We start from the raw sequence: 23,447 nt of genomic DNA on the forward strand, positions 1-23,447 counted from the left end.
AGAATGAAACGGCCCCTTTCCTTTTGCAGGACATTCGTCTGCATCAAAGAAAGAGGCCGTTTTTTATAAAGAATAGTTTACTTATAATGATTCCTGGCTGAAGGCACCGTTACTTCAGCCAGCTTTAGCTTTCTTCGCTGATACGTCGACAGCACTACTCCTCCCACTATAAACAGTGAGCCGACAATTTCCGGACCCGTGATTGGCTTATACAGCAAAATCAAACCCATAATCATCGCTACAAAAGGTTCTAAATTAGATAATATAGAAGCTTTTGAAGCATCAACGTATCTGATGTTATTATTCCAAATCAACATGGCTATACCGTGTACCACAACGGCAGTCCCAATTAGAAAGGACCAATCTGAAACCTTTGAACTCATTCGTATGGGTGTATCAAGTAAAAATATGAAAGGAACCGACACAACCAGTCCGACCACATTTGAATATAAAGTAATGGCAAGCGGATCCATTCTATTGGACAGCAGTCTAGTGACGATAATCAGCATAGCAAAAGTAATCATCGTGACGACAATCCACCACAAACCTTTATCGATATGAATAGAAGACATATCCCCTTTTGCTACAACAAAGTAAATACCTATGACCGCAACAACAGATCCGAGCAGCATACGAATGGTTAACTTCTCTTTTAAAAAAATGCCTGCTAATACACCGGTCAAAATGGGAGTAGTTGCCAAGATCAATGCAGAAGTTGTTGAATCGGCTGTTTCTAATCCAGCGAAAAAAGACCACTGGTTAATAAAAACACCAAAAACGCCAAGAAAAAACACTGCCAGTAAATCATATGTATGTAGCCGTTTCACTTGCAGTTTATATGAAGATAGTCCAATCAGAAATAGCACAATAAACAACAGTCTGAGCGAAGTGAGAAGAGTCGGGGAAAAGTCCTGAACCAGCATCTTTCCGAAAACAAAATTACTGCCCCACACCATTACACAAAGCGTCAGCCAAGCATATGCTTTTAACATATTTACCACCTTCCTGCAACGATATGCCAACTGTCCTATTCTATACTTACGTAAACTTTTCGTATACTTTTTTGTTTGGATGCGATTACTTACTGACATATAGGATGGCAATGTATAACGGATTAAAACATAGGAGAAGTACAATAGCTCTTATCCATATCGACATTATATCTTCAAAGTATTATTTTCATACAAATTGTTCGTCATTCAGAGCCACTCCGTATATTTATCCAGTTTCAGGAAAGTTGTTTGCGCTAGGTAACGTACAATAAATATATAACTTAAATAAATGTTCGTATATCGGTTGAAAGCACAAAAAACCTCTGCTATAATCATAACGTATTCATCGAAGTAGTTCTTTTTACTATTTTTATCATTAAGTACATTGATCCAAAAGTCTTGATAATGCCTAATGAATTTCTACTGTCATCATACCGTTACCGTCATTCATAATTGAGCAGACTAATGAAATCTATAATGTACTGGGGAAAGCAGTAAGCTGAGGAATACTATTCGATTGAAATTATTTCAGGAATGAGGAGAATATCTTTGAGAAACTTGAGATTAGTTGGATTTATTGTATGCATGATTTTTCTCGCGACGATCGTTTCAGGCTGTAACTCTGCTGCTACAAGTACATCAGACACTGAAAAGCGTCCGATCATTGTTCAGGGGCCAATGCCTATTGAAGCAGAGAAATTCGCTGAAAAGTTAAATGACATGGAAGTTGAAGAATCGGGAAACTTTGTTTTTTATAAAGGAACTATTGATGAATATCCTGTAATTGTTACAAAGACCAGTAAAGGGATGGAAAACACTGCAGCTGCTACTGCATTGGCAATTGAAAAGTACGACCCTATCGCTATTATCAATCAGGGAACTTCAGGCGGACATGATCCGGACTTACACGTATTTGACATAGTCTTAGGTAAACGGACAGTCAATATCGGTTCTATGAAGACTGCATCTGCTGAAGAAAACGAAGGAATGGATCCTTCACAATGGAAGCCTATGGACCTTATGGCTTCAGAAGGCAGTGCAGGGGAAGACCCTAATGCAGAGAAGATCCGCTACTTTGAAGGCGATGATGAATTATTGGCAGCGGCTAATGCTGTGAAAGACCAATATAAACTAGGGAAAGTTGTAGAAGGAACGATTGGATCCGCTGACTTGTGGAATAACGAAGTGGATCGCATAAACTGGTTCCATGAAAAGTACGGTACTTCTGTTGAAGAAATGGAAGGTGCTGCTGCAGCGCAAATTTCTGAAAGTTACAATGTTCCTTTTCTAGGAATCCGTATTCTCTCTAATAACAAAACTAACGACGGTCAGTATAATCCAGAAACGGCTTCGGCCAATCAAGATTATGTCTATCTTGTTTTAAAAGAGTATATTTCCAAGTTGAAATAAGTAATTCTAACTTGCACGTATTTTATCCAACAATAAAGCTGCAACCGATAAGCAGGGTCTAACAGCTTGTCGGTTGCAGCTTCTTTTTACATACATTTTAATGAAGTTTTTAATTCCAATATGCCTCTGTATCTGCAATCATCGTTTTCAATGACTGCAATCCGCCGCCATAGAACCACGCTTCTGTATTCAGATAAATCACTTTGCCGTCTTTATAAGCATTTGTTCTTTTAACAAGTTCATTTTCAATTTGAATGAACCCATATAGTTGGTGGAGTCTTTTTTTAGATGAATCGGTATTTTTTTCATTCGTGCCAGACGAATTATCCGCTTCTTTGTCAGTTTCTTTCGATCCGCATGCCGAGATCACTAGCATACAGGAAAATACTACAGCAAATAACGACCACTTTTCATAATCAAGAACCTCTCTTTTACAAAGTTAACAATCCACAAACACTCTAAATGACGCAGAATAAAATGTTCCTATCGGATATTTTTTTATGAGGTTTTACTTCCTTTTCTTTGTCTTCTTTTTATGCTATTTATGATACGGTTCTCCTTTAATAATCCGAAACCCCCGATAAATCTGCTCCACCAATACTAATTTCATCAGCTGATGCGGGAATGTCATCTTGGAAAAAGACAACTTCTCATTTGCGCGCTGCAAGACGGAGCTGTGTAATCCGAGTGATCCGCCAATCACAAAGACTATCTTACTTTTGCCGTACGTCATGAGTGATTCCATACTGGCTGCGAATTCTTCCGAAGTTTTCATCTTTCCGTCGATTGCCAGTGCAATGACATGTGCATCAGGAGCAATTTTCGCCAGGATTCGATCCGCTTCTTTCTTTTTGACGATTTCCATATCGGCTTCACTCAATGTTTCGGGTGCTTTTTCATCTGCCACTTCAATTAATTGCATTTTTGCATAGCTGTTCAGACGCTTTATATACTCGTCAATCCCTTGTTTTAAATACTTCTCTTTTAACTTACCCACGGTTACAATTGTTATATTCACAGTTTATCCACTCGCTCTCCAAAAGTTATACACAATACTTATGCACATATCCACAGGGGCATCTACATATTGTGTCCGATATTTTGTTCCCTACTACATGTGAATCTCTCTGACTATTCCATCAGCTATTTGTGGATAACTTTCCACTCACTATTTTTTTTGAATAGAAATCCCATTTTTATGTGAAATATGAAAAGACCCCAATCTATTGTCCTGTAAGGGTTTAGCACTTGTCACTTTCGTTATTTTTACTATTTATTACACATTTTCTTTTACACAATATTATACACATAATTTTGATTTTATCCACAATTGGATAAGTCCAAAAAAAATCAGGCATCACAGCGCGTTTTCGCCGGATGCCTGATGTGGACTAAAAGTTGTTCACTATGTGGACAATGCTGATTCAGCTTAGAATGTATTTCCGTCCTTCAATACCATTTCTAATTCCATTTTCTTACCGTCTCTGTAGACGGTAACTTTCAGCTGATCGCCAATTTCTTTTTTATTATACAAATACTTACGCAGACTGACCATATCCGTCACTTTCTCTTCATCAAGCTGCACGATGGTATCATACTTTTCCATTCCTGCTGCCACAGCCGGCGAGTTCGACATAATATCGGTGACCACAACGCCTTCTGTTATGTCTTTAGGCAGCTTCAATGTCTGCTGCTGTTGCTGAATCGGTATTTGTTGAAGATCCAGCAATGATACACCCATCGTCGGGCGGTTTACTTGTCCTGTTTCCTCTAAGTGTTCAATGATCGGCAGTGCAATGTTAATCGGAATAGCAAGTCCGATTCCTTCCACTGTCTCCTGCGAAATTTTCATGGAGTTGATGCCGATTAATTGACCCGCCATATTGATCAGAGCGCCGCCGGAATTCCCCGGGTTGATGGCTGCGTCAGTCTGAAGAACGTCAGCCTGCCAATCGATGATGCCGTCTTTGTTTAAATCCATCGGAATGGAACGGTCTTTGCCTGAAATGACGCCGACAGTCACTGAACCTGCAAATCCCAGTCCCAGCGGGTTACCGATTGCAATCACGGATTCACCGCGTTTCAGCGTATCTGAGTCGCCAAATTCTACTACTGCATCCACGTCTTTTGCATCAATTTCAACCACTGCAAGGTCTGTCCATAGATCACTGCCGATTAATTTACCTTCTGTTTTCGTTCCATCATCAAATGTCACTTCCAGTTGCTCGGAGTTTTCAACGACATGATGATTAGTAACGATATACGCCTTATCGCCTGACTTTTTATAAATAACGCCAGACCCAGATCCCGCTTCTTGTGTCGTTTTTCTGGCCGACCAGAAGTCCTGGACAGTCTGGATGTTCGTAATGCCGACAACAGCCGTTGCCACCTCATCCACTACATCCGTTACTTCCGACGAGATATCCATCGGTATTTGTACGTGCTGTGAGTCAGGTGTATTCTCTGTTTTCGCCGACTGCACCGCACTGTCATCAGCTGATAAGCCAGCAGCATACGTCATAAGTGCAAATACAATCGCGCCGCCCAGTAATGCGCCAAACAGTGCCGGCCAAAATTCTCCTTTGCGCTTTTGTTCACGTTTCGGTTCTGACGGCTGGCTGGGCTGCCACTCTGTTCTTCTTTCATCATCCATTCGCTTTTCCTCCTTATGAGAACGTATTCCTACCTATACTGTACCCAAATGAATGCCTGAAAACCCGAAAAGCCTCACTAATTAAGCAAGGCTTTTCGCAATTTCTTCAGACTAGCACCAGCTCGGTCGGTTCTGCGGCATCGGTATCATGCAAATGCACAAATTCCCCTGCACGAATACCGCAGTCTTCCAATGTCTGTGCTACGCTCATGCGCGCCAAGTCTTTCATATTGTTATCCAGACTGAGATGGGCTAAATAAATCTGTGTATTTTTTTCGGCCACTACCTCGCTCATCGCAACTGCCGCATCCTCGTTGGATACGTGGCCTACATCACTCAGAATTCGGCGTTTGATGGACCATGGATAGCGTCCCATCTGCAGCATACTGACGTCATGATTGCTTTCAAATACAAAGCTGTCAGCCCCCTGTATATGGCCTTTCATACGGTCACTTACATAGCCCGTGTCTGTAATAATCGCCAGTTTGCGGCCGCCTTCGTTGAACGTATAAAACATTGGGTCCGCCGCGTCATGGGATACAGCAAATGATTGAATATCCAGTGATCCGAATGTTTTCACCGTTTCCATATCAAAATGGAAGCGCTGATCAACAGGAATCTCACCTACAAGACCGTCCATCGCCTGCCACGTTTTTGCGTTGGCGTAGATTGGTGTTTTATATTTCCGGGCGAGTACACCGATTCCTTTAATATGATCACTGTGTTCATGTGTGACGAAAATGCCGTCAATATGTTGCATGGAGCGATTGATCGATCCGAGCAAACCTTCAATTTTTTTACCGCTCATTCCGGCGTCTACGAGAAAAGCATGCTCATCTGTCTCTATATATAGCGAGTTGCCTGTACTGCCGCTCGCTAAAATGCTAAATCGCATGTGGAAAACTCCTATTCTATTTGTTCTTCTAACATCTCCGGCTGGAACTCGATGACTTTCCCTTCAATCGCGTTGATGAAGTAATGTTCAATCGTTCCGTCCTTCAATTTTACCTGAACGTTCCACGTTGGTGCAAATACTTGGGTCTCCGTCAATTGAACGAGTGTTGAATAACCTGATTTCACCTGCATTACCGTGGAATCAGGTTGGAGATAGCCGCGCGTAACAAGTGAAGTCACTGCATCGTCCTGCGACAGCAAGTCCTTTTTATGATTGAAGCTTAAAAACTCCTCCAGCATGCGCTGTTCATAATGCGTGACTTTCCCGTCATCATCCCAATGAACAATTAGCATGGCGTTGGGACTGTAAAATATCGTTTCATTTTTTACACGCTGAAAGAATACAGCACGTTGATCTTCTTCATCCGCCTCCCATAGTACATACTCTTCGCCTTTGAGCACATATTTGCTCAAAAACTCGTCAAACTCCAGTTCACCTTCATCATTCTTGATACTTACTTTCTTTTTCATGCGGGACAGTAATCTGGACTTTTCATCCCAGCTGAATGACTGGTTGCTTAACTTATCAAGTTTTTCTTCTGAAAATGTCGCGATATGAGCAGATAAATAAGAGACCTCTTTTTTACTAAAAGGGATTGGATCATACGTAATATTTTCAAGCCGAAGCGTTTCTTCTACGGATGTTTTCCCGAGCACTTGCATATCTCCAACACCCATTTGCCTATCCAGATACAGCCAATACAAGAAGACGTTCAAGATCGAGAAGACGATGATGAAAATTGTTTTGGTTCTATTCCAATCCACTCGATCCACCTCCTTGCAAGTCACCCGGCATAAAGCGCAGCCAGTTATCTTTGATCAGATAATACCAGCATGGCTGTAAAATAATCAGTTTTTTCTCCACGTCATGAATCATGAAATAACCCGGTGTGATTTCCTCGATCAGCTCAAAGTCCAGCTCTTCTGATTCACGCAAAGCTTCCGCCACTTCCACTCCTGAAGGCAGCTCCTCTTTTACAGCCTCAATATTAACGTCCAATGAGTAGTACGGACGTATATACTTAAAGACCCGGTTATCCCCCCACGTCTCCGTAATTTCATTCGTGCCTGAATGTTCGCTGAAGACCGGCAAACCCTCGGCGTACAGCTGAAACTTTACGTAACGGGATATTGGATTCATATAGGCATAGCGGAATTCATCAGTCCAGCCGCCGTGTTCATTGACAAAATCAATTGTATTCAGCAGCAGTTCGGATGGAATCGCAATTTCCTGGCTTTCCACCGCGGGCATGACATAACTCAGCCTTTTGATCTCTGTATTGACATTCATAAAAGCATGGTCGTCCCCGTATTCCTCGTGGGTCGGATCCACCTGACTCCGCCGTACTGCGTTTGGATCACTGAACAGTGCATCGCGGAATCGAAGCGGATTAATTTCTTCCTGATAATACGTATTGCGTGTAACCTTTACAGGATTTTTTGGCACGGCCAGAAATGTTGCATTGCCCCGGTCGATTTCCGCATATTCCTCAAATGACTGGCCCACATCCACTACGTTGCGCAAGAAGCTCGTTTTATTCGGCAATGTCACTTGCGCCTGGTAATGCAGGCCGCTGATCTCACTTAGCATATGAATAACTGGTGCCTGCGTCGATCGGCTCCAGTCAATGACGAGCCGGTTAAATGTGGCCTCCGGTATACTCGTATCATCGACAAGCAGTACATTATCATAGACCAGCATAGGCACTTCGCCGGGAAAATAAAGTGTCATCTGGCTGGGCTGCCTCAGGACCCTCGCAATATCTGCTTTGTTCATATCCTGGCTTACCAGCTGCAAATTCGACAGATGCCATGTATTCATTTCAGCGAGAATAGTATCAATCTTTTCCGTATTTACAGAACCCAGCACCTGATCTTTTAAATGGGTAAGCAGTTTATATGGCTTAATAATTTCATCAATTGTCTTTTTCTTCGATATAGATATATCTACAGTTTGTGACTGCTCAAGCGGTTCGTAATTCGGCGAATAGTTCCAGATCGTAACCGTGAACAGGACGCTCAGCGAGACGAGCAACAACAGCACAATAGATTTAATTGTTTCGATGCGTTTCAATCCCACTCACCGTCCTCTTGTTGTTCAAAGGGCAGTTTAAAGAAAATGGTTGTGCCTTTCCCTTCTTCACTTTGTGCCCAAATATCTCCCTTGTGCGCTGCAATCATTTCCTTCGCGATTGCCAGGCCGAGGCCTGTTCCGCCGAGTGCTCGTGAACGCGCACGGTCTGCACGGTAAAAACGGTCAAAAATACGATTGACATTGGATTTCGGGATTCCCATTCCGTCATCTGAAATCATCACTTTAATATAATCACCCGAGACAGTCACGCCAAAACGGACTTCTCCGCCGTCTGGCGAATATTTCAGCGCATTGGAGATGATATTGTCGAGTACTTGCGTTAATTTGTCGGTATCAATTTCAACAAACAGACTGCTCGAATACAAGTTTCGTGTAAAACGGACATTTTGCGACTTGGAAAATTCAAAGCGCTCAATGACTGCATTAAAGAACCGGTTGAATTCCACCCATTCTTTGTTCAGTTCATATTCTTTGCTGTCCATTCGGGATAGTTTCAGCAGGTCATTGACCAGGCGAATCATCCGCTCTGTTTCATTTTGTGTAACACGCAGAAAGTTCGGGGCGATTTCTTCATTTTTATATGCCCCTTCAGCCAATGCTTCCAAGTAACTTCGCATTGTTGTCAGCGGTGTCCGTAATTCATGGGATACATTCGATACAAATTCCCGGCGTTCCATGTCAATCTTCTCCTGCTCCGTATTATCATGCAATACGACAATCAGACCGTTGACAAAGCCAGTTTCACGCTGCGTGACAGAAATGGTCGCCCGCAATATATATGATTGCTCTTCTGTACTGAAGTCCAGCGGTATTGACTCATTTAGTTGAATCAGCTCTTCAAACGTATACTCATCTTCAATTCCAAGGATACTGGCGATTGGACGGTTGATGACCAGATCATTTGTTACATTCAGCATTTGCAGGGCAGAATCGTTAATCAGGCTAATCCGCCCTTTACGGTCAGTCGATATTACACCGTCTGTCATATTTTCAAGAACGGATGTCAGTTTCCGCCTTTCACTCTCTGTTGTAGATTGTGATTCCTGCAGCTGATTGGTCAAGTGGTTAAAGGCGATGGCCAGCTGACCCATCTCGTCCATTCCGTACACTTTAACTTTCCGTGTGAAATTCCCTTTTGCCATTGCCTGTGCCTGCCGCCGCATATCCGAAATAGGACGGGTAAATGCCCGGGCAATGAAGATTCCCACAATGATTGTAATGGTCAGTGAGACGGCCGCGGCTCCCGCCAATATTCGGTTGATCTCTTCGATTTGCTGAAAGACGGACTCGATATTGGCTTCCACGTATAAGGACCCTACAATTTCATTGCCATTAAAGATCGGTTTAGCGAGGGAGAGCACCCGGTTATGCGACTGCGGATCAATTTCCACGACGTCTTTTATCGTCTCTGATGTGATGGACTTACGCACATTGTCATTGGTCGAATGCTGCCCGACCCTCGTTTGATTTTCAAATGAAGACGATGCCAAAATACGGTATTTCGAGTTAATTACACGTATTTCAATAATATCATCTGAAGTGAACTCCGCCAGAACGTTTTTCAGGCTTTGTTCCAGTGTCGGATCATCGTCTTTACGCTTTTTTGTAATTTCTTCCCGAACGCTGAACTCGACCAGGTTCATCCGGTCTACAATCGAGTTCGTAAAGTTTTCTTTCAGTGTTTGTTCCAGTTCACGGGCAAAATACAGCCCGATAATCTGCATGGCTACAAGTATGAGAAGTACATAAATCAAAACAAACTTGACTTGAATTGACCGGAAAAACCCTACTTTCTGCATAGCGGCTTACTCCTGTTCCGGGTCGCGCAAGTAATAGCCTACACCGCGTCTGGTAACAATCCAGCTCGGATGGCTTGGTGTATCTTCAATTTTTTCGCGCAGGCGGCGAATCGTGACATCGACTGTCCGGACATCACCGAAATAATCATAGCCCCACACAGTCTGCAATAAATGCTCCCGTGTCATGACCTGGCCGATATGTTTTGCGAGATAATACAGCAGCTCGAATTCGCGATGCGTTAATTCAATCGTTTCTCCGCGCTTTTGGACAAAATACGCATCCGGCTGAATTACCAATTGACCCACGGTAATATCGTTTGTCTCTTCTTCCTGGTCTTCTGCCACAGTTTTTGCATGGCGCCGCAAGTTTGCCTTTACGCGTGCAATCAATTCTCTCGTTCCGAATGGCTTCGTGACATAATCGTCAGCTCCAAGCTCAAGCCCTAGCACTTTATCAATTTCCGAGTCTTTTGCGGTCAGCATAATAATAGGAAAATCATATTTTTTCCGCACCTCCCGGCATACTTCCATTCCGTCATGCTTCGGCAGCATGATGTCGAGCAGCATGAGGTCCGGCTGTATTTCTTCTACACGGTTAATGGCCTCTTCTCCGTCATATGCGCAGAAAACGTTAAATCCCTCTTTCTTTAAGTTGAATTCTATGATGTCTGCGATGGGTTTTTCATCGTCTACTACAAATATTGTTTTATTTTGCATGGTCAAATCCTTTCTCGCCATAATCGGCGACCGGTTTTTTTAGACGGTTTGTTAAAATAAAAATCTAATTTTGAAAATATAAACATAGGGTATTCTGCACGGAATATTTACATGCTTTTCTATAGTTATGTTCTTATGGACGGGCTGAAAATTATCTTTCCGTATCCTTTAACTCTATCACGATTAGGGCGAAACCGCACTTTTTTCAAGCGGATTTGGCTTCGCAGACACTATGAAAAACAGCACATCCTTTTCTATGGCAATAGAGAAAGGACGTGCTGTATAGATTAGTACGATGGCGGTGATTCGTGCTGACTCCAGTCGATATTGAGGAATTTATTGTATTCCTTGGCGAAAGCCAGAGTTACCGTTCCTGTCGGGCCGTTACGCTGTTTCGCAATAATGATTTCAATCATGTTCTGCATTTCAGTTTCTTTATCATAGTAGTCTTCCCGGTAAAGGAAAGATACGATATCGGCATCCTGCTCAATACTTCCTGATTCCCGCAAGTCGGACATCATCGGACGTTTATCCTGCCGCTGCTCGACTCCGCGGGATAGCTGGGATAGTGCGATGACCGGCACTTTCAGTTCACGTGCCAGTGCCTTCAATGAACGCGAGATCTCGGATACTTCCTGCTGGCGGTTATCGCTGCCGCGGCCGCTTCCCATAATCAGCTGCAGGTAGTCAATCATGATCATGCCCAGGCCGTGCTCCTGCTGAAGGCGTCTGCATTTGGAACGGATTTCATTGATCCGGATACCCGGACTGTCATCGATAAATATGCCGGCATTTGATAAAGAGCCCATAGCCATTGTCAGCTTACGCCAATCATCGGCTTCAAGGTTCCCTGTACGCAGCACTTGCGCATCGATATTGCCCTCTGCACATAACATACGCATGACCAGCTGCTCCGCGCCCATCTCGAGACTGAAAATCGCTACATTTTCTTCCGTCTTTGTTGCCACGTTTTGCGCAACGTTCAGTGCAAATGCTGTCTTACCGACAGACGGACGGGCCGCCACGATGATTAAATCGTTGCGCTGAAAACCCGCCGTGATTTTATCCAAATCGCGGAAGCCCGTCGGAATACCGGTTACTTCACCCTTACGGGTATGCAGCAGCTCGATATTGTCATACGTCTCCACCAATACGTCTTTGATATGACGGAAGTCGCCGGCGTTTTTCCGGTTGGATACTTCCATCATTTTTTTCTCGGCCTCGCCAAGCAACGCTTCTACTTCATCTTCCCTTGTATAGCCGTCTTCCACAATATCCGTTGCGACACGGATCAGTCTGCGAAGTAATGACTTTTCCTCTACGATATTCGCGTAATAGACGATGTTTGCAGCAGTAGGCACCGCATTCGCAAGCTCCGTAATATACGAAATACCGCCGACGTCTTCCAGCTCATTTTTCACTTTAAGCTCTTCAGCAATTGTGACGAGATCGACAGGCTGTCCTTTATCGCTCAAGATGAGCATAGTTTCAAAAATCTTTTTATGCGCAATCCGGTAAAAGTCTTCGGGCAATAAAATTTCAGATGCAGTAATCAATGCCTGCGGTTCTAAAAATATTGCCCCGATGACCGACTGCTCTGCTTCGTTGTTATGGGGAGGTGTGCGCTCGATCATCTGGTTCAAGCTAAATTATCTCCTTATCATTCTTCTGTAACATGCACTTTAAGCGTAGCTGTTACATCAGGGTGTAGTTTAATCGGCACATTCGTAAAACCGAGTGCGCGGATTGGTTCCGGTAATTCCATTTTGCGGCGGTCAACTTTGATTTTATGCTGTTTCTCTAAAGCTTGTCCGATTTGTTTTGATGTAATAGAACCGAACAGACGGCCATCTTCTCCGGATTTCGCATGCAGTTCAACTGTCAGCTTCTCCACTTGCTCTTTTACTTCTTTTGCTTCTGCCAGCTCTGCAGCCGCGTCTTTCTTCTGGCGGTTCTTTTGACCTTCCAGCTTGCTCAAGTTACCTGGAGTTGCTTCAATTGCTATATTGTTTTTCAGCAGAAAGTTCTGTGCATAGCCTGTTGAAACCTCTTTCACTTCACCTTTTTTCCCTTTTCCCTTAACATCCTTCAAGAAAATAACTTTCATCCTTCATTTCCCCTCTCCACATATTGGTCTATGGTACTCTTCAACATATCTACTGCTTGTTCTATAGTGTCTGCCGCTAATTGACAGGCTGAATTTGTTAAATGACCCCCGCCGCCCAAGTCTTCCATGATGACTTGCACGTTAAGTTCGCCTAATGAACGGGCACTGATGCCGATTTTTCCGTCATCCCGTTTTGCAACAACAAAGGATGCGGAAATACCTTGCATGGTCAGCAGGATATCTGCCGTCTGTGCAATCAGCACGGAACTGTGCACGACTTCATCCTGCCCTTTCGCTATTGCAATTTCACCGTTGCCTGCAAATTCCACAGTCTCAATCAGTTTGGATCGTTCAATATATGTCGCAATATCTTCTTTTAACAAACGCTGCACGAGTACCGTGTCCGCACCATTCGTCCGTAAATAAGAAGCGGCTTCGAACGTCCTCGCGCCTGTCCTTAGTGTAAAGCTTTTTGTATCCACCACAATCCCCGCAAGCATCGCAGTGGATTCAAGCATCGTCAGTTTTTCGTTCTTCGGCTGATACTCCAGTAATTCGGTAACAAGCTCCGCCGTGGATGACGCGTACGGTTCCATATAGACGAGCACTGTATTGCTGATGAACTCTTCTCCGCGGCGATGGTGGTCAATCAAAACGACCTTCTGCGCATTCTCAAGGACTTTTTCTTCGATCACCATGCTCGGTTTATGCGTATCGACAATAACAACCAGTGAACGCTCGGTCATCAGTTCCAATGCTTCTTCCGGCATGAGCATATGATCATACAACTCTTCATCTTTCTGCACTTCATCCATCAGACGGCTGACACTTGCATCGAGCTGATCAAAGTTGACGACCACATAGCCTTCCACACCGTTCATCCGTGCCATCTTCCGCACACCGATCGATGCGCCGATCGCATCCATGTCCGGCATTTTATGGCCCATAACAAATACACGGTCACTGTCCTGTATCAAATCACGCAATGCGTGTGAAATGACACGGGCACGCACACGGGTGCGTTTTTCGACAGGATTCGTCTTCCCGCCGTAAAACTTCAGCTTGCCGTCATGATGCTTGATCGCGACTTGGTCACCGCCGCGCCCGAGAACTAAGTCAAGACTCGACTGTGCCAGCTCACCAAGCTCTGTAAGCGACGTAGTGCCTGTCCCTACCCCAATACTCAATGTCAGCGGTACGCTGTGTTTAGAGGTGTTCTCACGGACTGTATCGAGCAGCGCAAACTTGGTCTTCTCGAGTTTCTCCAGCGTGCCTTCATTGAAGACAGCCAGGAAGCGTTCAGAAGAAATGCGTTTAACGAAAATGCCGTATTCATCTGCCCATTGATTGACAAGGGATGTGACAAGAGAGTTCATATGGCTGCGTGTCTGGTCATCCATTGTCTGAGACAGTTCATCATAGTTGTCAACCAGTAAAATTCCGATCGTCGTACGGTCCGCATAATACAGCGACTGCATCTTTACACGTTCTGTTACGTCAAACAGATAGAGCAGTTTTTCTTCCGGTTTATAATAGACGCGGTATGATCGGTCATTCAATATGATTACATCCTGCTCATTATCTTCTTTCGTCACTTGACGGAATGTTTCATTTATCTCATACAGTGATGATCCGACCCATGACTTGTCGGGGTAGATGGAGCTGACAAACGGGTTGACCCATTCCACCAGCTGTTTATCATTATCGTTCAGCAGGATAATCCCGATCGGTAGTTCCAGTAATGCTTCTTCCCCTACCTTTTTCATTCGATAGGACAGAGTTTCAATATATTTTTCGGTTTCCAGATAGCTTTCATTTTCTACTTTCCAGGCGATCCCGAGTGCCAGCGCATACGCAACGGCAAAAAACAGCCCGATCCAAAAGTTGTTGAGCATCAGCAGTACGGTACTTACTGCTCCCAAAAGAGAAACGAATGTCAACGGAATCCGTACTGCCCTTTTTTTATAAAATAAATTCAATATCTCATCTCCTACGCTCTCTTGTCTTTATCTATCCATGCACGAATGTTAATGGCGATATCCAACACACCCAGCATTACGGTGAAAGGGCTGAGGAACATGGCGAGTAATGCAGCCGGCACATTGACAATTAGCGGCAGCTTCATTTTCTGCAATGCATAGTAAATTAACGCCAAACCTTGTAAGAAGAATAAGAATCTAAAGATGAGAATGGCATTTGCCTCCATCAGATAAAACGTCGTCCCCTGTTCAGGCTGCGATAAAATAGAAATCAGCAGCAATGCCAAGTAGGCAAGCACTGTGGCAAACGGCAGACGCATAGACCGGAAGGATGCAAACTTAGGAACCTCAAAACGCAAACGTGACGCGATTGCCAGAATGGGCATAACGAAAAAATAAGACGCTATGAAAACCGATAAGATAAACAGTGACGGCACTATGGTCTGATAATACGTAAACGCCTCCGCTACAACCCGTTCCATATCCCTTGTCGAATTTCCCATTCCCGCCAGAATAACGAGTGCTTCTTCTTGAATCGTTTCAAATTGCTGCAGCAGCTGATCAATCGGATTAATCTTCATGAACCATACCGTACCTAGGTACAGCAGGCTTAGTGAAATGAGCAATGCGACGCCTGTTGCCATGAATACATACAGTTTTGACTTGCCTGTGCGCACAGTATCACCGATCACAAATCCAACCAGACTCAATACAATAGCCGAAGGGATGGAGAGCAATCCGCCAATCAGCAAGGTGATGAGCCACGTGCATACTGTCACCAGCAGGGTGGAAAGCCGGTCATAACGCAAACGATAAAGTGTAACAGGCAACGGAATCAGCAACAATGTTAACATGCCGAGTAATGGTACGTATAAAGTCAGCGCCAGTAATATGGCGAAGAGTGCTACCATCATAGCACCATACGTAATTCTCCTTGCTTGATCTTGCATATCTACGCCTCAATTCATTCATTGCTTCTTTTGCCGACCATCGAGACCGGCGGACAAAGTGTGATGTTCCTTCATTCACATAAAGTCACATTCATCCTTCTAATTGTATCATGATTTGGTGCGAAATCAAAAGCACAGGCCGGTTTGTCTTCCAGTTAAATGGATGTTTTATGCTAGTCATTTCTGACAGATTATATAAAAAAACCGCCACTGACTGAGTAATTCAGTCAGTGGCGGTTTATATATTACCGCTCTTCTTGTACGAACGGAAGAAGTGCCATAATGCGTGCACGTTTGATTGCAATCGTCAATTTACGCTGGTATTTAGCGCTTGTACCAGTAACTCGACGAGGCAACATCTTTCCGCGCTCAGAGATAAACTTCTTCAGCAAATCTACATCTTTATAGTCGATGTGTGTAATGTTGTTAGAAGTGAAATAGCAAACTTTACGGCGTCTGCGACCTCCACGACGTGGTGCCATAATTGTTGTCCTCCTTCCTTTTTGCGTATTCGTGAACCTGTTTCAATCAGAATGGCAAGTCATCATCAGTTACTTCGATTGGACCGCCGCCCGGCTGGAATGGATCATTATCGACACGCGTCATATTTTGCTGATTCGGTTGGTAGGATTGCTGGTTGTTGTACCCTTGTCCCTGATCTTGCGGTGCATTATAAGAAGGAGCTCCGCCACCGTATGATGGCGTCTGCTGACGTTCTGTATTGGCACTGCGCGGCTCCAGGAATTGGGTACTGTCCGCAACAACTTCTGTCGTGTAAACACGCTTACCGTCCTGGCCTTCAAAGCTGCCCGTCTGAATACGGCCATCTACTCCGGCTAGACTTCCTTTTCGTAAATAATTCGCGATATTTTCAGCCTGTTTACGCCAAGCTACACAGTTGATGAAATCGGCTTCCCGCTCTCCCTGCTGGTTAGCGAACGCGCGGTTCACAGCCAGCGTGAAACGAGTCACAGCAATTCCGGTCTGTGTATATTTCAGCTCAGGATCTTTTGTTAATCGGCCAACTAAAACGACACGGTTTATCATTCAGAATCAAACCTCCCTCATCATAAATTTAAATTGTTTATATCAGATTACGCGTCTACGCGAGTTGTCATATGACGAATGATACCTTCGTTGATGTTTGCAAGACGTGTAAATTCATCGATTGCTTCAGCACCAGCGTTTGCAGTTACTAATTGGTAGTAACCTTCACGTAAGTCGTCGATTTCGTAAGCAAGACGGCGCTTGCCCCACTCTTTCGACTCGATGATTTCCGCTCCGTTTGAAGTTAAGACGTTATCAAAGCGTTCAATCAACGCTTTTTTCGCGTCTTCCTCTAGAGTTGGGCGCATAATGTACATAATTTCGTACTTTCTCATCAATAGTCACCTCCTTATGGACTTGGGCCCTACTTTTACAAGTGGGCAAGGAGTAAGTAAATTTAATATTACTCACATCAGTTTATACTATCACACACGGATTGGAATAACAACCCTTAATATACTATACTGAATGAATTAAGGAGTGATTTCACATGGAGGAACAGCAGCCTGCAGTTGTCGAACTTGATCTGCAGAAGATCGCTAAGCAAAGTCTTTGGCTGACTTTTATTCCGCTGATCATACTTTTGGCAATTCGTTTCTTACTGCAGGGCGAATTACTATTGTCTTTTTCATTTTGGTATGTCGTTTATGCTCTCGTCGGATACATCGTTCTAATTGTGATACATGAATTTTTCCATTTGCTCGGTTTTCGCATGTTCTGCAGCGTTCCATGGAAGAACATGGCGTATGGCGTTAATGTAAAAATGGGCGTTGCGTATGCGACGGCAGACCAGCTGATGGACAATAAAGGAATCCGCAAAGCGCTGCTCCTGCCGTTTTGGATGACGGGTGTGCTTCCAGCTGTTATTGCACTCTATCTCAACGACGGGGTACTGCTGTTGCTCGGTGCCATGCTCATTGGCGGAGCCGCCGGAGACTTTGCGATGTATAAGGAACTGAAGAAATTTCCAGACCATGCCATGGTGAAAGACGACCCGGAACAGCCGAAGCTGTATGTTTATCCTGCAGATTGAAATGGATAGGCTGTCAGCGGGATATAAAACGGGCAGCTGGAGTTTCCGTCTCTTCGTACTTGCACATTTACTGGCACTGACATTTAGCACAAGCCTTGAAGATACCCTGCTTCAAACTTCAAAAAGGGCTGATTCTCATCGTGAGAATCAGCCCTTTTTGTATTATACGTTGAAACGGAACAGCATAACGTCCCCGTCTTTAACGATGTATTCCTTACCTTCCAGTCGAACTTTACCTGCCTCTTTCGCAGCTGTCATAGAACCATACTCTACCAGATCATCGTACGCCACTGTCTCGGCACGGATGAATCCGCGTTCGAAGTCTGTGTGGATGATGCCGGCACATTGCGGCGCTTTCATGCCTTTGATGAATGTCCATGCGCGCACTTCCTGCACGCCTGCCGTGAAGTACGTCGCCAGTCCAAGCAAGTTATATGTTGCTTTGATTAACTGATCAAGACCTGATTCCTTGATGCCAAGCTCTTCAAGGAACATTTCCTTTTCGTCATCCTCCAGCTCAGCCATCTCTTCTTCGATCTTTGCACAGACTACGATTACTTCTGCATTGTCCTTCTCCGCAAAGTCGCGCACTTGCTGCACATACGGATTATTATCGGCGTCTGCAATTTCATCTTCCGAAACATTCGCCACGTAGAGCATCGGCTTGATCGTCAGCAAGTGCATGCCTTTGACTACCTGATATTCATCATCCGTCAGTTCAACAGAACGTGCCGCCATTTCATTTTCAAATGCATCGCGCAGTTTGATTAGGACAGGTTCTTCAACCATCGCAGCTTTGTCCTTTTGTTTAGCCATTTTCGATACGCGCGCCAAACGTTTTTCAACGCTTTCCATATCAGCAAGGATCAGTTCCAGATTGATGATTTCAATATCATCGATCGGATTTACTTTACCGGACACGTGTGTAATGTTTTCGTCTTCGAAACAGCGAACTACCTGACAAATAGCATCCACTTCACGAATATGTGAAAGGAATTTGTTACCGAGCCCCTCACCTTTACTCGCGCCCTCTACGATTCCGGCAATGTCCGTAAATTCAAATGCCGTCGGTACAGTTTTTTTCGGTGTAACCAGTTCCGTCAGCTTATCTAAACGCTCGTCCGGCACTTCAACGATTCCTACGTTCGGGTCAATCGTACAGAACGGGTAATTCGCCGCCTCCGCTCCTGCCTTTGTAATTGCATTAAATAAAGTTGATTTTCCCACGTTCGGAAGACCCACTATTCCGGCTGTCAACGCCATTCTCCCCACACCTTTCTTATCTATCCAAAGCTTGCATTATTTCATAGTCAACCACTTCATTATAAGGACAATGTGCCGGATTGTCTATGTGTTGTCAAGACTCGTTCTTCAGCAGAACCTTTTTCATCTTCTTAGCAAATTCATTCCGCGGAATCATTACACTGTGTCCGCAGCCCTCACATTTGATTCGGATATCCGCCCCCATACGTATAATCTTCCAGGCATTTGTTCCGCAGGGATGCGGTTTTTTCATCTCTACTACATCATGCAAATTAAACTCTTTCTCCGCCATCATATGAATTCCCCTCCATATTCTCTTTGTGGATGACCATTCTTGGATAAGGCATTTCTATTCCGTTCTGATCCATGAATTTTTTCAAGTCCTGCCGCAGTTTCCGGCCTACTCCAAAGTTTGCGACCGGTTCCGTTTCTGCCGCGATACGAAGTAATATCCTTGACGGTTCCATGCTTTGCACGCCCAGCACTTCAGGAATTCCAATAACTTCAGCATAGCGGTCTTTCGGCAGTTTTTTCAGGAAGTCTTTAATTAATTCTTCCGCATGATCAATGTCTGTCTCATAGGACAGTGCAAGATCCAGTAAGACCATGGAATTGGTGACAGAAAAGTTAATGACTTCACCAATTTGTCCATTCGGCACCGTGTACAATTCTCCGCCGTACAGTGCAATCTTTGTTGTACGAAGACCAATTTCCATCACTGTGCCTTCACCAGAATTAATGCGCACATAATCTCCTACCCCAAACTGATCCTCAAAAATAATGAAAAATCCCGAGATGACATCCTTGACCAGACTCTGCGCACCGAAGCCGACAGCCAGACCGAGTACACCAGCACCGGCCAGCAGTCCTTTTGCGTCTATATGAAATTCCGTCAAAATGGCCAGTATGGCAGAGAAATAGACGATGTACTTAAGGGCATTCTCCAGAAGTTTAATAATCGTCTTCTCGCGTCTCTCCGACTTGCGCATTGGACTCTTTAATTTAATGGCAAAAAATCGGCGAATCAGCATTTGTCCGACTTTCACTACAATGCCTGCCACCACAACAATTAAAACGATTCGAATGGCAAAGAAACCAGTATCAATCCAAAACCTTGTATCAAGTAAAGTATCTCTCATCTGTTGAACTAATTCCTCGATGAATTTCAGATTTTCTTTCACATCTTCTTTTGTATTAACAGCCATGGAAAGAAATCCTCCTCTCGTATAAACGGCTGCGCCCGCGGCTATACTTCACAGCAATACATGCGCCGATAATCTTCAGCGTAATAAAACATAAAGGACTGGTGTCTCCAAATGCATAAAGCCGAAGCCTCTTCTTATCATTACCGTATTTCCAGTAAAGAATCCGGTGTGGTGTGGAAATTAAGTTCCTACTTCATACAGCACATTCCGTTCAAGCAGCAACCGATTATTTTCTATTGTATTGGCACGGACCGATCAACAGGTGATGCTCTGGGTCCATTGACTGGCTCATACCTGTCAGAGATGAGCCTCTTCCCTTACACCGTCGTCGGCACATTACAGGACCCGCTTCATGCGTTAAATTTACGGCAGCGGATTGAGCAGACCAGCACGCTTTATCCCGATGCATTCATTGTAGCTATAGATGCCTGCCTCAGCAAAAAGGACGCAGTCGGTGATCTATTGTTTCACAGCGGTCCGATTGCACCGGGTAAAGCTGTTGGCAAGGAACTGCCGCCTGTAGGTGATGTATCCATCAAAGGCATTGTAAATATTGGCGGTTTCATGGAACAGGCCGTCCTGCAAAGCACACGTCTGCATCTGCCGTTTGAAATGAGCCGCCTGATTGGCCGTGCCTTGCAGCTGGCGCATCACCGAAAACCGTCAGATGATATACACAATCGTTACGATCACCGCAACTACCCCAATCCCTGGAATGAAGTTGGCTACCCTGATTTTCGTCAAGCCGATTAAGTTTAGACCGATGGCGGCAATCATCAGGCCGCCTGTTGCAGTCATTTCGGAAATGAATAACTCCATCAGCCCGTCTGGAACAAACCGGCTGATGATGGTGGCCAAAAAGGTGATGCCTCCTTGGTAAATCAATAGAGGAACAGTTGCAAACGCTACGCCAATGCCTAATGTGGAACTAAAGATGATGGAAGTAAAACCATCCAATATCCCTTTCATTATTAACACATTGTGATCATTACGGAGCCCGCTATCAATAGCTCCGATAATTGCCATGGAACCTACGCAAAAAAATAACGTAGCCGTAACGAATCCCTGTGCAATTCCTGGTCCTTCTTTTTTTGTAGGCAGCTTTCTCTCAATCCATCGTCCTAATTGGTTAACCTTTTTATCCAGGTCAATCCACTCTCCCAGGATTGCCCCTATGACAATACTCAGGATCACAATGACTATTTGTGTTGTTTCAAATGTCATTTGTAAACCAATTGCCACAACGGCCATTCCAATTCCGTACATAATGGTTTCTTTCATTCGTTCCGGAATTCCATACAGAAACCTTCCAATCAATGTACCGACTATAATTGTCAATACGTTAAACAGTGAACCAAATAGTATCATGCAGTCACGTCCATGTTCTTTTCAAGAATAAAACCTATTTTGCGGTCACGGCAAAATAGGTTTGTATATTATCGCTCAGTGTTTAATAATTCAAGGATTCGTTCAAAGTCCTCATCAGAGTGAAATTCAATTTCAATTTTGCCTTTTTTCTTTGTCTTCTTGATGGTTACATTGGTACCGAACTGTTCACGAAGTGTAGTTTCCTGCGCTTCAATGAATATATCCTTTTTCTTTTCTTTTTTTGTTTCACGTGGAACGTCTTCATTCAATCGCTGCACTAACTTTTCCAACTGACGAACGTTTAACCCTTCCGTCTTGACCTTTTCAGCAACTGTCAGTATTTGCTCCTTTTTACGAAGGCCCAGCAATGTCCGGCCATGCCCCATAGACAATATTCCTTGGGAAATGTCTTTTAGGACTTTCTTCGGCAAAGCCAGAAGGCGAATATGGTTGGCAATATGCGGACGGCTCTTCCCTAGACGGAAGGCCAGCTGCTCCTGCGTAAGCTCCAGGCTTTCCATTAGGCTCTGGTATGCTTCCGCCACTTCAATTGGTGATAAGTCTTCACGCTGCAGATTTTCCAGAATAGCCATTTCCATGGACTGTTCATCTGTCAGATCACGCACAACAGCCGGGATTTCTTTTTTGCCTGCTAATTCAGAAGCGCGATATCTTCTTTCCCCTACGACGATTTCGTATTGAGTTCCAACACTGCGGACAATGATTGGCTGCAGAACGCCGTGTTCTTTAATGGACTCACTCAGTTCAGCAAGTGATTCATCGTCAAATTCCTTTCGGGGCTGATAAGGATTCGCTTTAATGCTTTTCAGACGTAACAGTTCTACCTTTTCCAATGATTCACGGGGAAATAATGCATTTAGACCTTTACCCAGACCTTTACTCATTCTCCACCACTTCCTTTGCCAGCTCTAAATAAACTTCTGCGCCTTTGGATCGGGAATCATATAAGATAATTGGCTTTCCATGACTGGGTGCTTCGCTCAGACGGACATTACGCGGAATAATGGTGTGATACACTTTGTCCTGGAAATACTTCTTCACTTCTTCAATTACTTGAATTCCTAAATTCGTTCTCGCATCAAACATTGTCAATAATACACCGTCAATATAAAGTGATTCATTCAAGTGTTTTTGGACGAGACGAATGGTGCTCAACAGCTGGCTTAGACCTTCCAGCGCGTAATATTCGCACTGAACCGGAATAATAATGGAGTCAGAAGCTGTCAGGGCATTCAGCGTCAACAGACCAAGTGAAGGCGGACAATCAATAATGACATAATCATAGTCATCCTTAATATCCTGTATCGCGTGTTTCATCCGGACCTCACGTGAAATAGTGGAAACCAGTTCGATTTCAGCTCCTGCCAATGAAATGGTTGCAGGAATAATATCGAGGTTTTCAATGTTGGTTGTCAGGATAATATCCCGTACAGGCACATCGTCAATCAGCATATTATAGATGCAGTCTTGTACGTCACCTTTGTTAACACCGACTCCACTTGTCGCATTCCCTTGTGGATCCGAGTCAATTAAGAGCACTTTTTTGCCTATATGGGCAAGGCATGCGCTTAAGTTTACAGAAGTCGTTGTTTTGCCGACTCCTCCCTTTTGATTTGCTATGGCGATAATCTTACCCACTCTTGCACCTGCTTTCTGTTCTTTTTCATTTATTCTAATAGTACACCAAAGTTTTCTTCATTGCCTTCTTATGTCTGAATTAAAATGGATAATGTGTTACATATAACCTGCTTTTAACATGCTGACAGCCGTCTTTTGGCAGTATGTACTGTATTCAATCTACTTTCATTTTATCATCTTCGAACGATGAACTCTATGGATATATAAGAAAACTCT

At 44.0% G+C, this 23,447-nt stretch carries 25 protein-coding genes; 3 read left to right on the forward strand and 22 right to left on the reverse strand.

Features of this window, described 5'->3' with window-relative positions; translation table 11 throughout:
- Window positions 1-77: 77 nt before the first annotated feature.
- Window positions 78-992 carry a DMT family transporter gene (locus SporoP37_RS09435; RefSeq protein WP_085430810.1) on the reverse strand — a complete coding sequence of 305 codons (915 nt, stop codon included), beginning with the start codon at window positions 990-992 and terminating at the stop codon, window positions 78-80.
- A gap of 534 nt (window positions 993-1,526) precedes the next feature.
- On the opposite strand from SporoP37_RS09435, the gene SporoP37_RS09440 reads away from it, so the two are divergent.
- Window positions 1,527-2,402, forward strand: a complete 876-nt coding sequence (locus SporoP37_RS09440; protein ID WP_085430811.1) for a 5'-methylthioadenosine/S-adenosylhomocysteine nucleosidase — start codon at window positions 1,527-1,529, stop codon at window positions 2,400-2,402.
- 109 nt (window positions 2,403-2,511) lie between these two features.
- On the opposite strand, the gene SporoP37_RS09445 is transcribed toward SporoP37_RS09440, so the two are convergent.
- The 15 genes from SporoP37_RS09445 to rpsF form a co-directional block, all read right to left on the reverse strand.
- Window positions 2,512-2,778, reverse strand: coding sequence for a hypothetical protein (locus tag SporoP37_RS09445; RefSeq protein WP_085430812.1), 267 nt, complete (start codon window positions 2,776-2,778; stop codon window positions 2,512-2,514).
- A 162-nt stretch (window positions 2,779-2,940) separates the two neighbouring features.
- On the reverse strand, window positions 2,941-3,420 hold the full coding sequence (rlmH, locus tag SporoP37_RS09450; RefSeq protein ID WP_085430813.1) for a 23S rRNA (pseudouridine(1915)-N(3))-methyltransferase RlmH: 480 nt from the start codon (window positions 3,418-3,420) through the stop codon (window positions 2,941-2,943).
- Between the two features lie 411 nt (window positions 3,421-3,831).
- Window positions 3,832-5,055 (reverse strand): S1C family serine protease, encoded by a 1,224-nt coding sequence (locus SporoP37_RS09455; protein WP_081243430.1) that lies wholly within the window; start codon window positions 5,053-5,055, stop codon window positions 3,832-3,834.
- A gap of 106 nt (window positions 5,056-5,161) precedes the next feature.
- Window positions 5,162-5,950, reverse strand: coding sequence for an MBL fold metallo-hydrolase (locus SporoP37_RS09460; RefSeq protein WP_081243431.1), 789 nt, complete (start codon window positions 5,948-5,950; stop codon window positions 5,162-5,164).
- 11 nt (window positions 5,951-5,961) lie between these two features.
- Complete coding sequence (locus SporoP37_RS09465) at window positions 5,962-6,774, reverse strand: two-component system regulatory protein YycI (RefSeq protein WP_085430814.1); 813 nt, start codon at window positions 6,772-6,774, stop codon at window positions 5,962-5,964.
- Complete coding sequence (locus SporoP37_RS09470) at window positions 6,761-8,089, reverse strand: YycH family regulatory protein (RefSeq protein ID WP_081243433.1); 1,329 nt, start codon at window positions 8,087-8,089, stop codon at window positions 6,761-6,763. Before SporoP37_RS09470 ends, SporoP37_RS09465 begins: the two co-directional genes overlap by 14 nt.
- Window positions 8,080-9,903 carry a cell wall metabolism sensor histidine kinase WalK gene (walK, locus tag SporoP37_RS09475; RefSeq protein ID WP_081243434.1) on the reverse strand — a complete coding sequence of 608 codons (1,824 nt, stop codon included), beginning with the start codon at window positions 9,901-9,903 and terminating at the stop codon, window positions 8,080-8,082. Before walK ends, SporoP37_RS09470 begins: the two co-directional genes overlap by 10 nt.
- A gap of 6 nt (window positions 9,904-9,909) precedes the next feature.
- Window positions 9,910-10,641, reverse strand: coding sequence for a response regulator YycF (gene yycF, locus SporoP37_RS09480; protein WP_369922205.1), 732 nt, complete (start codon window positions 10,639-10,641; stop codon window positions 9,910-9,912).
- A gap of 266 nt (window positions 10,642-10,907) precedes the next feature.
- Complete coding sequence (gene dnaB, locus SporoP37_RS09485) at window positions 10,908-12,254, reverse strand: replicative DNA helicase (RefSeq protein WP_369821975.1); 1,347 nt, start codon at window positions 12,252-12,254, stop codon at window positions 10,908-10,910.
- Between the two features lie 26 nt (window positions 12,255-12,280).
- Window positions 12,281-12,727 (reverse strand): 50S ribosomal protein L9, encoded by a 447-nt coding sequence (gene rplI / locus SporoP37_RS09490; RefSeq protein ID WP_081243436.1) that lies wholly within the window; start codon window positions 12,725-12,727, stop codon window positions 12,281-12,283.
- Window positions 12,724-14,706 carry a DHH family phosphoesterase gene (locus SporoP37_RS09495; protein WP_085430815.1) on the reverse strand — a complete coding sequence of 661 codons (1,983 nt, stop codon included), beginning with the start codon at window positions 14,704-14,706 and terminating at the stop codon, window positions 12,724-12,726. The genes rplI and SporoP37_RS09495 overlap by 4 nt, the downstream gene beginning before the upstream one ends.
- Before the next feature lie 11 nt (window positions 14,707-14,717).
- Window positions 14,718-15,656, reverse strand: a complete 939-nt coding sequence (locus SporoP37_RS09500; RefSeq protein WP_081243438.1) for a YybS family protein — start codon at window positions 15,654-15,656, stop codon at window positions 14,718-14,720.
- A 245-nt stretch (window positions 15,657-15,901) separates the two neighbouring features.
- Window positions 15,902-16,141, reverse strand: coding sequence for a 30S ribosomal protein S18 (gene rpsR / locus SporoP37_RS09505; RefSeq protein ID WP_196796916.1), 240 nt, complete (start codon window positions 16,139-16,141; stop codon window positions 15,902-15,904).
- A gap of 43 nt (window positions 16,142-16,184) precedes the next feature.
- A complete protein-coding gene (ssb, locus tag SporoP37_RS09510) occupies window positions 16,185-16,703 on the reverse strand; it encodes a single-stranded DNA-binding protein (RefSeq protein ID WP_081243440.1) in 519 nt (172 codons plus the stop codon).
- Window positions 16,704-16,750: 47 nt separating this feature from the next.
- Entirely contained in the window at window positions 16,751-17,038 is a 288-nt protein-coding gene (gene rpsF, locus SporoP37_RS09515; protein ID WP_081243441.1) for a 30S ribosomal protein S6, read from the reverse strand.
- A gap of 155 nt (window positions 17,039-17,193) precedes the next feature.
- Here rpsF and SporoP37_RS09520 point away from each other — a divergent pair, with 155 nt between their 5' ends.
- A complete protein-coding gene (locus tag SporoP37_RS09520) occupies window positions 17,194-17,736 on the forward strand; it encodes a DUF3267 domain-containing protein (RefSeq protein ID WP_085430816.1) in 543 nt (180 codons plus the stop codon).
- Between the two features lie 162 nt (window positions 17,737-17,898).
- On the opposite strand, the gene ychF is transcribed toward SporoP37_RS09520, so the two are convergent.
- The 3 genes from ychF to SporoP37_RS09535 form a co-directional block, all read right to left on the reverse strand.
- Complete coding sequence (gene ychF / locus SporoP37_RS09525) at window positions 17,899-18,999, reverse strand: redox-regulated ATPase YchF (RefSeq protein WP_081243443.1); 1,101 nt, start codon at window positions 18,997-18,999, stop codon at window positions 17,899-17,901.
- 94 nt (window positions 19,000-19,093) lie between these two features.
- Entirely contained in the window at window positions 19,094-19,291 is a 198-nt protein-coding gene (locus SporoP37_RS09530) for a DUF951 domain-containing protein (protein WP_081244818.1), read from the reverse strand.
- A complete protein-coding gene (locus SporoP37_RS09535) occupies window positions 19,272-20,204 on the reverse strand; it encodes a mechanosensitive ion channel family protein (protein ID WP_081243444.1) in 933 nt (310 codons plus the stop codon). Before SporoP37_RS09535 ends, SporoP37_RS09530 begins: the two co-directional genes overlap by 20 nt.
- Window positions 20,205-20,315: 111 nt before the next feature.
- On the opposite strand from SporoP37_RS09535, the gene yyaC reads away from it, so the two are divergent.
- Window positions 20,316-20,957: a spore protease YyaC gene (yyaC, locus tag SporoP37_RS09540; RefSeq protein WP_081243445.1), complete on the forward strand. Its 642-nt coding sequence runs from the start codon at window positions 20,316-20,318 to the stop codon at window positions 20,955-20,957.
- On the opposite strand, the gene SporoP37_RS09545 is transcribed toward yyaC, so the two are convergent.
- The 3 genes from SporoP37_RS09545 to SporoP37_RS09555 form a co-directional block, all read right to left on the reverse strand.
- On the reverse strand, window positions 20,868-21,572 hold the full coding sequence (locus SporoP37_RS09545; protein ID WP_085430817.1) for a DUF554 domain-containing protein: 705 nt from the start codon (window positions 21,570-21,572) through the stop codon (window positions 20,868-20,870). The genes yyaC and SporoP37_RS09545 overlap by 90 nt on opposite strands.
- A gap of 68 nt (window positions 21,573-21,640) precedes the next feature.
- Window positions 21,641-22,477, reverse strand: a complete 837-nt coding sequence (locus tag SporoP37_RS09550) for a ParB/RepB/Spo0J family partition protein (protein ID WP_085430818.1) — start codon at window positions 22,475-22,477, stop codon at window positions 21,641-21,643.
- Window positions 22,470-23,231 carry a ParA family protein gene (locus SporoP37_RS09555; RefSeq protein ID WP_081243448.1) on the reverse strand — a complete coding sequence of 254 codons (762 nt, stop codon included), beginning with the start codon at window positions 23,229-23,231 and terminating at the stop codon, window positions 22,470-22,472. Before SporoP37_RS09555 ends, SporoP37_RS09550 begins: the two co-directional genes overlap by 8 nt.
- Between the last annotated feature and the right edge of the window lie 216 nt (window positions 23,232-23,447).

The organism is Sporosarcina sp. P37, assembly GCF_002109365.1.
Lineage (GTDB): Bacteria > Bacillota > Bacilli > Bacillales_A > Planococcaceae > Sporosarcina.

Bases quoted from the DNA above. Each gene is read 5' to 3' on its own strand.
- SporoP37_RS09440 (WP_085430811.1), top strand. From the start codon at position 1,527: ATGAGGAGAATATCTTTGAGAAACTTGAGATTAGTTGGATTTATTGTA.
- ssb (WP_081243440.1), bottom strand. From the start codon at position 16,703: ATGATAAACCGTGTCGTTTTAGTTGGCCGATTAACAAAAGATCCTGAG.
- rplI (WP_081243436.1), bottom strand. From the start codon at position 12,727: ATGAAAGTTATTTTCTTGAAGGATGTTAAGGGAAAAGGGAAAAAAGGT.
- dnaB (WP_369821975.1), bottom strand. From the start codon at position 12,254: ATGATCGAGCGCACACCTCCCCATAACAACGAAGCAGAGCAGTCGGTC.
- SporoP37_RS09530 (WP_081244818.1), bottom strand. From the start codon at position 19,291: ATGGCGGAGAAAGAGTTTAATTTGCATGATGTAGTAGAGATGAAAAAA.
- yyaC (WP_081243445.1), top strand. From the start codon at position 20,316: ATGCATAAAGCCGAAGCCTCTTCTTATCATTACCGTATTTCCAGTAAA.
- SporoP37_RS09460 (WP_081243431.1), bottom strand. From the start codon at position 5,950: ATGCGATTTAGCATTTTAGCGAGCGGCAGTACAGGCAACTCGCTATAT.
- SporoP37_RS09445 (WP_085430812.1), bottom strand. From the start codon at position 2,778: ATGCTAGTGATCTCGGCATGCGGATCGAAAGAAACTGACAAAGAAGCG.
- SporoP37_RS09500 (WP_081243438.1), bottom strand. From the start codon at position 15,656: ATGCAAGATCAAGCAAGGAGAATTACGTATGGTGCTATGATGGTAGCA.
- ychF (WP_081243443.1), bottom strand. From the start codon at position 18,999: ATGGCGTTGACAGCCGGAATAGTGGGTCTTCCGAACGTGGGAAAATCA.
- SporoP37_RS09550 (WP_085430818.1), bottom strand. From the start codon at position 22,477: ATGAGTAAAGGTCTGGGTAAAGGTCTAAATGCATTATTTCCCCGTGAA.
- walK (WP_081243434.1), bottom strand. From the start codon at position 9,903: ATGCAGAAAGTAGGGTTTTTCCGGTCAATTCAAGTCAAGTTTGTTTTG.
- rpsF (WP_081243441.1), bottom strand. From the start codon at position 17,038: ATGAGAAAGTACGAAATTATGTACATTATGCGCCCAACTCTAGAGGAA.
- SporoP37_RS09455 (WP_081243430.1), bottom strand. From the start codon at position 5,055: ATGGATGATGAAAGAAGAACAGAGTGGCAGCCCAGCCAGCCGTCAGAA.
- SporoP37_RS09545 (WP_085430817.1), bottom strand. From the start codon at position 21,572: ATGATACTATTTGGTTCACTGTTTAACGTATTGACAATTATAGTCGGT.
- SporoP37_RS09535 (WP_081243444.1), bottom strand. From the start codon at position 20,204: ATGGCTGTTAATACAAAAGAAGATGTGAAAGAAAATCTGAAATTCATC.
- yycF (WP_369922205.1), bottom strand. From the start codon at position 10,641: ATGGCGAGAAAGGATTTGACCATGCAAAATAAAACAATATTTGTAGTA.
- SporoP37_RS09520 (WP_085430816.1), top strand. From the start codon at position 17,194: ATGGAGGAACAGCAGCCTGCAGTTGTCGAACTTGATCTGCAGAAGATC.
- SporoP37_RS09435 (WP_085430810.1), bottom strand. From the start codon at position 992: ATGTTAAAAGCATATGCTTGGCTGACGCTTTGTGTAATGGTGTGGGGC.